Origin of the sequence: Aeromonas lacus, assembly GCF_000764665.1 — a bacterium.
Lineage (GTDB): Bacteria > Pseudomonadota > Gammaproteobacteria > Enterobacterales > Aeromonadaceae > Aeromonas > Aeromonas lacus.
In genome coordinates this window covers 1-12,329 of record NZ_JRGM01000140.1, presented here as the reverse complement: position 1 = coordinate 12,329, position 12,329 = coordinate 1, and the positions used below count along the sequence as shown (strand labels likewise).

Here is a 12,329-nt window from a genome sequence, read left to right as displayed (position 1 = left end):
TCTCTAACGGGTCAGGAAGATCACGCTCGATACCATCAGGTTGCCGTGAGCCAGCTCACCGTGGGGCAGCCGCCCCTGCTCGCCGAACGTAAAGGGAGTGATAAAAGGGATCTTGCCGAGACGAGCACGGCTCTGTTCGACAAACTCGCACAACATATCACCAAGCGCCAAACGGCAACCAGCACAAAAGATGATAAGCGCGCCGATAGGCTGTAATTCAACATCGACACCATAGCCCGGCTCGATCCGGATTGCATTGAGGCTACGTTGCAACAATCCCTCCTGACTGCTGTACATCAGGAGCAACCGTTCGCCCGGAGCCACGTCGGTAAAGAGGCGCAAGCCCCCCTGCTCGGTAACCGCCTCCGGATGAGAGAGCTTGTAATAGGGAACGCCATCGAGGGAGCCCACCTGACGAGCCAGTGGATTGAGCGTGGTTTCGCGCAAGATGGGGCCCACAGGCCAGGGGGACTGGCGCCCGCACCAGCGGGCATAGACCTCTGCGGCGGGCTGGTGATCAATAGTCAGCACCTCCCGCCCATGGCAGGAGGTGATCTCGCCGCTGCATTCGGCGGGGACGTAGCCGGAGTGAAACTGAAACGCGAGCTGGCAGTCGGGATAGAGCACCGCCAGCACGATGCCGTCGCGGGTCATCGACTCGTCCCAACAGAGTTGCCAATTGCCGCTGACACTGTTGTCTGCTGCAGAGCCGCCAACCACGGGTACGGATGCGCCCAACTCTGCCTCAATGCCGGCCAGCAGACCTTCTTCCTGGCCGGGACTGGCATGAAAGAGGATAAGCTGGGGCAACTCGCCGGGTCGGCCACAGTCACTCATGGCGCGACGCAGCAACTGCCTCACATCGACCTGACTACCGCTGGCGCCGGCGATGCCATAGGCTCCCGCCTCGTCGTAAAACGCCGCTACAGCGAGACCATATCCCTGTCTGGCATGATGGCCCACCTCGGTCATCACCCCGCCGCAGGAGCTGCACCCCAGCAAACGGGTGGTCGGGAATTGGCGTTTTAGCTCGGAACAGACTATCTCGCCCTCATGGGCCTCGGTAAAATAGATCAGCAACAGGGAGGGAGCCTGCATGGAATGGTGGCGCAGCCGCGCACAGATCTCTTGAGCCGCCAGCGCTGAACTTTCAGCGAGGGAGTGAACGGTCAGAAATTTCAACACCATCTCCTTGTCGTGTTAACAGATGCCAGTCGCAAGCAAAAATCATACCTTTATCAAACAATTACCTCGACCCACTTGCTAATATAGCGGTCAACTGAGACCAATGACAGGATGCCTTTATGTGGCAGAAAAACATCAATGACTTCGAGCGGGTCGTTGCCATCGGTGGTGGCCACGGTATGGGACGAGTGCTCTCATCCCTCTCGTTCTTGGGTCAACGCCTGACCGGCATAGTCACCACAACAGATGATGGTGGCTCCACCGGACGCCTGCGCAAGAGTCAGGATTGCATCGCCTGGGGCGATCTTCGCAACTGCCTCAATCAGCTGGTGACCGATCCCAGCATCGGCAGCATGCTGTTTGAATATCGCTTCGCCGGCCGGGGTGAACTGGCGGGACACAACCTCGGCAACCTGATGCTGCTGGCACTTGATAACCTCTGCGTCCGTCCTCTTGATGCTATCAAGCTCATTAGCGACATGCTCAAAATCGAGTCACAATTGCTACCCATGTCTGAATTTCCGACTGATCTTTGCGCCAACATGGAGTGCGGCACCCGGATCCTGGGAGAGGTCTCGATCGACCAGCTCGCCTCCCCACCGCTCTCCCTTGGCCTGATGCCCGAAGTGCAGGCCACCAAAGAGGCAGTACAGGCGCTGCAACAGGCTGATATGATCATCCTCGGGCCGGGCAGTTTTCTCACCTCCATCATGCCCCCCTTGCTGCTGGCCGAGATCGCCCAAGCCATCAACGAGAGCAACGCCATGGTGGTCTTTATCTGCAATCTGGTAGCGGAGAAAGGGCCAGCTGGCCAGCTTGCTCTGAAGAGCCAGTGTCGCTGGCTGGAATCAAGGATCGGTCAGGGACGGATTGACGCCATCCTCGCCCCCAGCGAAGCCGGAGGAGCAGGAGAGTGGCAAGGAAAACTGATCGAGGCTGAGCTGGGGGAGAGCGAGCTGCCTCACCGCCACGATCGATTGAAGCTGAAGCTCGCACTGGACAGAGTGATCCAGCATCTGCTCAACGCACGCTGACCAAACAGCATGCGCCGAACCAAAGAGCCTTCACTGATAGGTGGCGAGAAAAGAGAGAACCTGGGGCAGGGAGTGCTCCAACTCTTGTAATTGACGCCCCGCTTCACCGGCATCGGCCTGCTTGCAGGCCATCTCCAGCGCCATCACCTGCTGGTAGCTGGGCATGGCGCCGTAGCTGCCACAGGATGATTTCATGCTGTGGGCCACTCTGGCCAGTTGTGCCCAATCGCCCTGCTCATAGAGTGGCCTGAGCTGACCCATCTGCTCACCCACCTCTTCGATAAAGACAGAGATCACCACCGGCAACATCTCCTGACCAATGTCATCGGCCAACTGCTGCAATACCTTGCGATCTACCCACTCCATGTGTGCCTCCCCAGAAAGGTATTCAAACAGACCATACTATAGATAATTCCATCAACAAGATCGCTTCCATAGCCATTATTCCCCTGATGATGAAGTGAGTTCTAAGGTGAAAAACGTGAAATGGCTCGCACTATCGAGGTTGTGTAAATGGAAAAAGATACAAACCAATTGCCTTTGATTAACAGTAAAATAACAATCTGCTTTGTCAGAGTGATATTGCTCAGCAACACCTCTCATCCCTTTTTGCCTTTATGGCTGCTGCGAAGAACCAGGGTAGTTTTCTACCCTGGTATTTTTTTATGGTGCGACGCTGATTTGGTTAGTCGCCACCCGCTCCCCAAGCCGGAACAGATTGAATTCGCCGGGGGCCATCTTGATCCAGTTTTCATTGCCTGTCAGCGGCCGCGTCGTGACCAGCGTCACCACATCGTTGGGCGTGGTTTCGCTCTGGAAATCGATCACCACCTCTTCATCCAGCAAACTCGCCTCGCCAAACGGGGCGCAACGAGTCAGCCAGTGCAGGTTGTTGCTGCAGTAGGTCATCACATACTCCCCGTCCGAGAGCAGCATGTTGAATACCCCAAGCCCTCTGAGCTCATCACACAAGGTGGCCATATAGCGAAACATGGCGGGAAAGTTGGCGGGACGCTTGGGATACTTCTGCTCCAACCGGTCGAGCAGCCAGCAAAAGGCGTGTTCGCTGTCGGTATCTCCCACCGGACGATGTCGCCCGGTCGGCAACTTCTTGTAGCCGGTGAGCTGGCCATTGTGGGCAAAAGTCCAGTAACGGCCCCACAGTTCGCGGGTAAATGGGTGGGTGTTTTCCAGCGAGACGCAGCCACGGTTGGCCTGCCGGATATGGCTGACGACGGCGCAGCTCTTGATGGGCAGCGCTTGTACCAGTCTGGCGATGGGTGACTGGGCGCTGGGTTCGGGATCTTTGAAGGTGCGAAAGCCCTTCCCTTCGTAAAAGGTAATGCCCCAGCCATCCTTGTGGGGGCCGGTCTTGCCGCCACGCAGCATCAGGCCGGTAAAACTGAAACAGATATCGGTCGGCACATTGGCACTCATGCCGAGCAGTTCGCACATATCCGGATGCCCCCCTTCCTTGACTACATAACAACTGGCTTAGCTCTCGGGCTGGCCAGCAAAAACCGGATTAGAAGAGCAGGTAGGAGCACATAGCAGACACTCTTTCCTGCCCTTGTCTCGGCGAGTTGCCGATTACTTGGCCATCTCTTTTTCGACCAGCTGGATCAGGATGTGGATCACCTTGATGTGCACTTCCTGAATGCGATCGGCATAGCCAAAGTGCGGCACCCGGATCTCGATGTCGGCCAGACCCGCCATCTTGCCGCCATCCTTGCCGGTCAGGGCGATCACTTTCATCCCCTTGGCGCGGGCGGCTTCGATGGCCTTGATGATATTGCCGGAGTTGCCGCTGGTGGAGATACCGAGCAGCACGTCGCCACGACGGCCGACCGCTTCCACATAACGGGAGAAGACGTAGTCATAGCCAAAATCGTTGGAGACACAGGAGAGGTGGCTCGGATCGGAGATGGCGATACCGGCGTAACCCGGGCGGTTCTCGCGATAGCGACCGGTCAGCTCTTCGGCAAAATGCATGGCATCGCAGTGGGAGCCGCCGTTGCCACAGGAGAGCACCTTGCCCTCCTCCTTGAAGGAGTCGGCCAGCAGCTTGGCAGCTGCTTCGATGTTTTTCAGGTTCTGCTCGTCAGCCAGGAAAGCCTGCAGCACGCTGGCAGCTTCAGTCAGTTCGTTGCGGATCAATTCTTGGTACATGATGTCTCTTCCACTGTTTTTAGTGTGCGTGTAAGTCATCGCTATTCTCGCACAAGCCAATCCCGGAGTCGCCCCCTCCCCCTGCAACACAGCCCTGTTACCACGAGCGTTACGGGGATCACAGTCGCAAGGTAATGAAGATGTAAACAGCTTGATAACTTTGTGCGTATGAATTACAACAGGGGCCATATCCAACAGGTCTGACCTCTGGATCAGTGACGCCACGTTGGCAATCTTTCACGCAAGGAGCAAGCAATGACGACGACCCTCACTCTGCTCGGGGTGATCCTGGTTATCGGAGCCCTGGCCTACCGCCGGACATCCCTGTTCATCTCCACCCTGGTCACCGGCGCGGCGCTGGTGCTTGGTGCTATCTATGGTCATGTGCCCTTGCTGGTCTGGGCGCTGTTTGCGGTGATCGCCATCCCGCTCAACCTGGTGGAATTTCGCCGCACCCAGATAACCAAGCCGCTGTTCAAACTCTACAAATCAATCATGCCGGAGATGTCTCGCACCGAGAAAGAGGCGATTGAAGCGGGCACCACCTGGTGGGAAGCCGATCTGTTCGCGGGCAACCCGAACTGGAAAAAACTGCACGCCATTCCGATCGCGACCCTCTCTGCTGAAGAGCAGGCCTTTATGGATGGTCCGGTCGAGGAAGTGTGCCGCATGGTGAGCGACTGGGAAGTGACCCACGAGCGCGCGGATCTCTCCCCCGAGGTATGGCAATACCTGAAGGACAACAAGTTCTTCGCCATGATCATCAAGAAGAAATATGGCGGCCTCGAATTCTCTGCCTACGCCCAGTCTTGCGTACTGCAAAAGCTGTGCGGCGCCAGCGCCGTGCTCGCCTCCACCGTCGGCGTGCCCAACTCGCTGGGCCCGGGCGAACTGCTGCAGCACTATGGCACTGACGAGCAGAAGGATTACTACCTGCCCCGCCTTGCGGTGGGCAAGGAGATCCCCTGCTTCGCCCTGACCAGCCCGGAAGCGGGTTCTGACGCCGGCTCCATCCCCGACTTCGGTATCGTCTGCAAGGGCGAGTGGGAAGGCAAAGAGGTGCTCGGTATGCGCCTCACCTGGAACAAACGCTATATCACCCTGGCCCCCATCGCGACCGTGCTGGGCCTCGCCTTCAAACTGCGTGACCCCGAGCACCTGCTGGGTGACGAGGAAGAGCTCGGCATCACCTGTGCCCTCATTCCCACTCACATCAAGGGTGTCGGCATCGGCCGTCGCCACTTCCCGCTCAACGTGCCGTTCCAGAACGGTCCGACTCAGGGCAAGGATGTGTTCGTCCCGCTCGACTTCATCATCGGCGGCCCGGCCATGGCCGGTCAGGGCTGGCGTATGCTGGTCGAGTGTCTGTCGGTCGGTCGCGGTATCACCCTGCCCTCCAACAGCACCGGTGGCGTCAAGATGCTGGCCCTGGCGAGCGGCGCCTATAGCCGCATCCGTCGCCAGTTCAAGCTGCCCATCGGCAAGATGGAAGGGATTGAAGAGCCGCTGGCCCGCATCGGCGGCAACGCCTACATCATGGGTGCCGCAGCCAATCTGACCGTAACCGGTATCGACCTTGGCGAGAAGCCGTCGGTCATCTCCGCCATCGTCAAATACCACCTCACCGACCGCGCCCAGAAGTGCATCATCGATGCCATGGACATCCACGGTGGCAAAGCCATCTGCATGGGCCCCAACAACTATCTGGCTCGTGGCTATCAGGGTGCCCCTATTGCAGTTACGGTGGAAGGGGCCAACATTCTGACCCGCAGCATGATCATCTACGGTCAGGGCGCCATCCGTTGCCACCCGTATGTACTGCCGGAAATGCTGGCTGCCAGCCATCCCGACAAGGAACAGGCGCTGAAGGACTTCGACAAGGCGGTATTCAGCCACGTCGGTTTTGCCATCAGCAACCTGGTACGCAGCTTCTGGCTCGGTGTGACCGGCGCCCGCTTTGCCGCGGCACCTTATGGCGACCAGACCAAAGGCTACTACCAGCAGCTCTCCCGCCTCTCTGCCAACCTGGCGTTCCTGTCAGACATGGCGATGGGCACCCTGGGTGGCGAGCTCAAGCGCAAGGAGCGGGTCTCCGCCCGTCTCGGCGATGTGCTGAGCCAGCTCTATCTGGCCTCCAGCGCCCTCAAGCGCTATCAGGATGAGGGACGCCAGCATGCCGACCTGCCGCTGCTGCACTGGGCACTGCAAGATGCCATGTTCAAGGCACAAGAGGCGATCGACGAGCTACTGCGCAACTTCCCGAACCGCTGGATTGGTCTTGCCCTGCGCGCTGTGGTGCTGCCGCTGGGTCGCGACATGAAGCGTCCGAGCGACAAGCTGGACAACCAGGTTGCCCGCCTGCTGCAAACCCCGAGCGAGACCCGCAGCCGCCTGGCCAAGGGCCAGTACCTGACCCGCGAAGAGGGCAACCCCTTCGGTCTGCTGGAGCAGGCGCTCGATGATGTGCTGGCTGCCGAGCCGCTGTTTGACAAGGTGTGCAAGGCTGACGGCGTCAAGCGCCCCTTCCTGGCGCTGGACAAGGTAGCCGACATCGGCCTCGCGGCTGGCGTACTGACCCAAAGTGAAGCGGAGCTACTGCGCCGCGCCGAAGTGAGTCGCCTGCGTACCATCAACGTCGATGACTTTGACCCCATCGATCTGGTGGCCAACAAGAAGCTATTTGAAGCTTCCGCTTACCATCGCGCCGCCTGATATCAAGACAATCTGACAACGCCTCCCTTGTGGAGGCGTTTTTTATTTCATGCCTGCAACAGCTTGGCCAGCTCCCCCGACCAGCGCCCTTCCCCGTGTCCTCGCCCGTAAAACAGTGCACAATAGCCGGCAAACCGAATCACAAAGGAAGCCAGGATGACCCTTGAGCACCTGATCCAGTGGCGCCGCGACCTGCACCGCCTGCCGGAAGCGGCCTGGAAAGAGTTTCGTACCACCAGCCTGATAGCCCACCATCTGAATGAACTCGGCTATCACATCGTGCTTGGCGACAAGCTGCTGGCCAGCAATCTGATGATGGGGCGTGATGTGGATGTGGCCGCCGAGAAGGCTCGCGCCCGCCGTCAGGGGGCCCACCCCGACTGGCTGGAGCGCATTGGCGACGTGACCGGGCTGATGGGAGAGCTGGATACCGGCCGCCCCGGCCCGACCCTGGCCTTTCGCTTCGATATCGACGCGGTGGAGGTGGAGGAGTCTGCCGCCGAGCAGCACCTGCCGCAGCAGGAGGGCTTTGCCTCCCACAACAAGGGGTGGATGCACGCATGCGCCCACGATGGCCACACCGCCATCGGTCTGGGGCTGGCCAGCCGCCTGATGGCGATGAAAGAGCAGCTGTGCGGGCGCATCAAGCTCTTCTTCCAACCCGCTGAAGAGGGGTGTCGCGGTGGCAAGGCGCTGGCCGCCGGCGGGGCACTCGATGACGTGGATGCCCTGCTTTCGCTCCATATCGGCATTCACGCCGGCAGCGGCGAGCTGGTGATCAACCCCACCGAGTTCCTCTGCTCCACCAAGTTCGACGTCCACTTCATGGGCACTGCCGCCCATGCCGGGCTCGAGCCCAATGCTGGCAGCAATGCGCTGGCCGCAGCCTGCATGGCCACCACCGCCATGCTCGGCATTCCCCGCCACCGCGACGGCATGACCCGTATCAACATCGGCCAGCTCCACGCCGGCAGCGGACGCAACGTCATCCCCGACCATGCCGAGCTGCACGGTGAAACCCGCGGTGCCGACAGCGCGCTCAACGACTACATGTTCAGCCAGGTGCAACGCATCGTCGAAGGCACCGCCCTCGCCCACGGAGTCACCTACCGCATCATCAAGCAGGGTGAGGCCATTGCCCTCGACAACAGCCCGGCGCTGCAGGCCGAACTGACGGCGCTGGCTCGCAAGCAGGGGCTCGCCACCATCCAGACTCGCCGCTTTGGCGCGAGCGAAGATGCCGGTTTCCTGATGGAGCGGGTGCAAAAGCAGGGGGGCGAAGCGGCTTACCTGATCCTTGGCGCCGATCTGGCAGCACCACACCACCACAACGCCTTCGATTTCGACGAGCGGGTAATGCAGAGCGGGGTCGATCTGCTGGCGGCGTGGACCCACGCCAGACTGGGTAATTCCTCCCTTATCAAGGGATAAACCCGGTGGCTATCAGCTCGGGAACCTGAGCAAACAGGATCAAGAAAGGCGCCTATTGGCGCCTTTTTATTTGCTAACCGCTTGCTGCGGCGCAATGTCACTCCGTCGGTTGGCCATCACCGCGCTTGCGGTTGGTATTGGGACGACCACCGGTCACAGCATCGGCACGCCCCTCCTCCTTGGCCTTCTCGGCGCGCTTCTTGCGCATCTCGCGCGGATCGGCGATGAGCGGGCGATAGATCTCGATACGATCGCCATCCTGCAGCAACTCGCTCCCTTTGACCGGACGGCTGTAGATGCCGAATTTGTTGACCGACAAGTCGATCTCGGGGTGTTTCTGCACGATACCGGACTGCTCGATGGCGGCCTGTACACAGGTCTCGGGAGATACCCGCAGCGCAATCACCGTCTGACGCTGCGGCAGGGCATAGACCACTTCGATATTGAGCTGATCAGGCACCGTACACCACCTTGGCCCGGTTGGAGAATGCGGAGACCATGGAGCTCACCAGATCGCGGAACACCTGGCCAAAGGCCACCTCGATGAGCTTGGAGGTAAATTCGAAATCGAGGTCAAACTCCACCTTGCAGGCATCCACGTCGAGGGGAGTAAAGGTCCACCAGCCAGCCAGCTTGCTGAAGGGGCCATCCACCAGCTCCATCCTGATCTGGCGGTTCACATCCAGCTGGTTGCGGGTAGTAAAGGTTTTGGCGATGCCCGCCTTGGCCACATCGACCGACGCCATCATGTAATCGTCACCCGCCTCATGAACACGGCTGCCAACACAGCCGGGCAGAAACTGCGGATAGGCATTCACATCGTTGACCAACTTGAACATCTGTTCGGCACTGAACATCACCAGGGCACTGCGAGTAATACGGGGCATGGCTTTTCCTCATCCAATCGCCGCGATTTTATCACCATGTTGGCGCTTTTGGAGGTAAAACCTCGACCAAACTGCTCAGAAAGCGGCCACTTGACCCGTCGCGCGTTTTACAGCCGCCCCCGCCTACGTATAATACGAGCCTCCTAGTCATTGCCGGAAATCGCCCGTCATGAGCAAAAAAAACAGTAAAAACAAAGCCGGGTCCAGCACCATTGCACTCAACAGAACCGCGCGCCACGAATACTTCATCGAAGAGAAGATCGAAGCGGGTCTGTCCCTGCAAGGGTGGGAAGTCAAATCCCTGCGGGCGGGCAAGGCCAACATCAGCGAAGCCTATGTCATCTTCCGCGATGGCGAAGCCTACCTGTTCGGCTCCAGCTTCCTGCCACTGCAAGCGGCCTCCAGCCATGTGGTGTGTGACCCGACCCGTACCCGCAAACTGCTGCTGAGCCGTCGTGAACTCGACAAACTCGAAAGCCTGATTGCCCGTCAGGGCTATACCGTCGTCCCTCTCGCCCTCTACTGGAAACAGTGCTGGGTCAAGGTCGAGATCGGTCTGGTGAAGGGCAAGAAAGAGCATGACAAACGCGAAGATACCAAGGCCCGTGAGTGGGATCGGGAAAAAGCCCGCATCATGAAGAACAAGTACCGCGGCTAACCCTCTGATGTCCGGACGATTCCCGTCCGGACACCTCGCTTCCGGTTCCCCTCCCCCGGCCACTGCGCACAATAAATCGGCAAACAGACCACCAGCTGGCGGGAATAACCATCAACGCCTTGCCATACCAGCATTTTTGCGTACAATCGCTCTTAACAACTTGGGGCTGATTCTGGATTCGACAAGATTCACGAAACCCAAGGTGCATGCCGAGGTGCGGTAGGCCTCGTTAATAAACCGCAAAAAAATAGTCGCAAACGACGAAAACTACGCACTCGCAGCTTAATAACCTGCGCTGAGCCCTTCTACCCTAGCTTGCCTGTGTCCTAGGGAATCGGAAGGTCATCCTTCACAGGATCGTGTGGAAGTCCTGCTCGGGGCGGAAGCATTAAAACCAATCGAGCTAGTCAATTCGTGGCGTGTCTCTCCGCAGCGGGTTGGCGAATGTAAAGAGTGACTAAGCATGTAGTGCCAAGGATGTAGTAATTTTGGACGGGGGTTCAAATCCCCCCAGCTCCACCAAACAATGTTCCGGCTGGGAACGAAGAAGTACAGAAACCCGCAGAGCGTAAGGCTTTGCGGGTTTTTTGTTGTCCGTGTTAGTCCGAGCTAGTCGCCTAAATCCAGCCATAAGAGTAACATCTACGGTCACATTGGTTATGTAACACCGATTTTGGTGTTACTACTGAGGGATGTGCCGTGAGTAAAGACAAGCTGACCGACTCAAAGCTGAGAACCGCAAAGCCTGAAGCCAAGGAATACAGCTTGGGGGACGGTGACGGGCTTTACTTAAGGGTTAAGCCGAATGGTGCGAGGCTATGGGTGTTCAACTACTACAGGCCGAGCGACAAGAAACGCGCCAATATCAGTTTTGGCCCCTACCCTGATGTTACTCTTGCCGCAGCTCGGGAACGGCGGCGAGAGGCTCGTGCTCTATTGGCTCAAGCAATTGACCCCAAACGTCATAAAGAAGAGCAAATTGCGTTTGTTCAGGCAGAACAAGAAGCTAACGCGAACACGTTCGAACGTATGGCAGCCATGTGGCTTGAGTTGAAGCGCCATGACGTATCGGAAGCCTATGCTGATGACTCATGGCGATCTCTTGAGCTGTATGTGCTGCCATTCATTGGTTCTATGCCAGTCAACCAGATCCGGGCGCCTAAAGTAATTGAGATGCTTCGCCCCATAGAAGCAGACGGTAAGCATGAGACGGTGCGGAGACTGTGCCAACGGATTAACGAAATCCTCGACTACAGCGTTAACCATGGTTTACTCGATGCCAACCCCTGTGCAGCAATTCGCAAGGTGTTCAAAAAGCCAAGCAAGAAGCACATGCCGACCCTAAAGCCGACAGAATTACCCATGCTGATGGCCGATATCGCCAATGGACGGCTCGATCATACAACTCGTTGCCAAATTGAATGGAGTCTTCATACCTTAGTTCGCCCTGGAGAATCAGCTGGTACACGATGGGCTGAGATCGACTTTGAAGGCAGAGTCTGGAACATTCCTGCAGATAGAATGAAGATGGATCGCCCTCATCGGGTGCCACTAACTTCGCAAGCACTTTCCCTTCTAGAACGCATGAAACCCATTAGCGGGCACCGTCCCTATGTCTTCCCTGGATATCGCGATCCGTTAGGACATATCAACAATCAAAGTGCGAATGCAGCTCTGAAGAGATTGGGATATGGCGGCCGACTAGTCGCCCATGGCTTACGTTCCCTTGGTAGCACGACCCTGAACGAACAAGGGTTCAACCCAGACGCTATTGAAGCAGCACTTTCCCATAGTGATGAGAACGAAATCCGCCGAGCCTACAACCGAACAGACTATTTTGAACAGCGGGTAATCATGATGAATTGGTGGAGTAACCATATTGAGCAGGCCAGCCAAGGCAATTTATCTCTAGCTATTGGCTTTCAAATCCGTCAAGCCGTGAATGAGTAAATACAAAATCAAGGCGACCTTCGATATAAAAGGAAAAGTAAAGAGGTATTAGCATGGTTGATAAGCTGCAGCAAGGAAAACCATCTCTCATCCCTCTCGAGTATTGCACACCTGTACGAGCTGCTCGTTTATTGGATTGTGAGCTTGAAGACATTTATCATTGGGCATATATTGGTGCCATCAGATTTTATGCGGACTTTACCGACTCTGAGTTCTACTATAGTAAGTATGAGGACTCAGTCATTATAAATGATGATGTTGGTAACAAATTCGTCACTGAAATAATAGTGGATGAGACCATAC

General features: G+C 57.5%; 11 protein-coding genes, 1 other RNA gene and 1 pseudogene. 7 read left to right on the top strand and 6 right to left on the bottom strand.

All coding sequences use genetic code 11. The features are described from left to right. Nucleotides 1-3: 3 nt before the first annotated feature. On the bottom strand, nt 4-1,188 hold the full coding sequence (locus LG31_RS0113515; protein WP_033114982.1) for an FIST signal transduction protein: 1,185 nt from the start codon (nt 1,186-1,188) through the stop codon (nt 4-6). Nucleotides 1,189-1,304: 116 nt separating this feature from the next. Here LG31_RS0113515 and LG31_RS0113510 point away from each other — a divergent pair, with 116 nt between their 5' ends. After that, entirely contained in the window at nt 1,305-2,219 is a 915-nt protein-coding gene (locus LG31_RS0113510) for a gluconeogenesis factor YvcK family protein (RefSeq protein WP_033114981.1), read from the top strand. 30 nt (nt 2,220-2,249) lie between these two features. Here LG31_RS0113510 and LG31_RS0113505 read toward each other — a convergent pair whose 3' ends face one another. From LG31_RS0113505 to lpcA, 3 genes are all read right to left on the bottom strand, one after another. Further along, nucleotides 2,250-2,585, bottom strand: a complete 336-nt coding sequence (locus LG31_RS0113505) for an Hpt domain-containing protein (RefSeq protein WP_033114980.1) — start codon at nt 2,583-2,585, stop codon at nt 2,250-2,252. A gap of 297 nt (nt 2,586-2,882) precedes the next feature. Then, entirely contained in the window at nt 2,883-3,674 is a 792-nt protein-coding gene (locus LG31_RS0113500; RefSeq protein ID WP_033114979.1) for a class II glutamine amidotransferase, read from the bottom strand. Between the two features lie 135 nt (nt 3,675-3,809). Then, the gene (gene lpcA, locus LG31_RS0113495; protein WP_033114978.1) at nt 3,810-4,388 is read right to left on the bottom strand and encodes a D-sedoheptulose 7-phosphate isomerase; all 579 of its coding nucleotides are present in this window, start codon (nt 4,386-4,388) and stop codon (nt 3,810-3,812) included. 255 nt (nt 4,389-4,643) lie between these two features. On the opposite strand from lpcA, the gene fadE reads away from it, so the two are divergent. Both fadE and LG31_RS0113485 read left to right on the top strand, forming a co-directional pair. Beyond that, on the top strand, nt 4,644-7,100 hold the full coding sequence (fadE, locus tag LG31_RS0113490) for an acyl-CoA dehydrogenase FadE (RefSeq protein WP_033114977.1): 2,457 nt from the start codon (nt 4,644-4,646) through the stop codon (nt 7,098-7,100). A gap of 156 nt (nt 7,101-7,256) precedes the next feature. Further along, nucleotides 7,257-8,531 carry an amidohydrolase gene (locus LG31_RS0113485; protein WP_033114976.1) on the top strand — a complete coding sequence of 425 codons (1,275 nt, stop codon included), beginning with the start codon at nt 7,257-7,259 and terminating at the stop codon, nt 8,529-8,531. A gap of 97 nt (nt 8,532-8,628) precedes the next feature. Here LG31_RS0113485 and LG31_RS0113480 read toward each other — a convergent pair whose 3' ends face one another. After that, entirely contained in the window at nt 8,629-8,991 is a 363-nt protein-coding gene (locus LG31_RS0113480; RefSeq protein WP_033114975.1) for an RnfH family protein, read from the bottom strand. Further along, the gene (locus tag LG31_RS0113475; protein ID WP_005344096.1) at nt 8,984-9,418 is read right to left on the bottom strand and encodes an SRPBCC family protein; all 435 of its coding nucleotides are present in this window, start codon (nt 9,416-9,418) and stop codon (nt 8,984-8,986) included. Before LG31_RS0113475 ends, LG31_RS0113480 begins: the two co-directional genes overlap by 8 nt. A gap of 169 nt (nt 9,419-9,587) precedes the next feature. Between LG31_RS0113475 and smpB the strand changes: the two genes are divergently transcribed. The 4 genes and pseudogenes from smpB to LG31_RS21660 form a co-directional block, all read left to right on the top strand. Beyond that, a complete protein-coding gene (smpB, locus tag LG31_RS0113470; protein ID WP_005344095.1) occupies nt 9,588-10,076 on the top strand; it encodes an SsrA-binding protein SmpB in 489 nt (162 codons plus the stop codon). 162 nt (nt 10,077-10,238) lie between these two features. Beyond that, nucleotides 10,239-10,598, top strand: a transfer-messenger RNA (tmRNA) gene (gene ssrA / locus LG31_RS20505). A 177-nt stretch (nt 10,599-10,775) separates the two neighbouring features. Next, on the top strand, nt 10,776-12,026 hold the full coding sequence (locus LG31_RS0113465; RefSeq protein WP_033114974.1) for an integrase domain-containing protein: 1,251 nt from the start codon (nt 10,776-10,778) through the stop codon (nt 12,024-12,026). 53 nt (nt 12,027-12,079) lie between these two features. Then, nucleotides 12,080-12,329: pseudogene (locus LG31_RS21660) on the top strand (hypothetical protein); the annotation flags it as partial.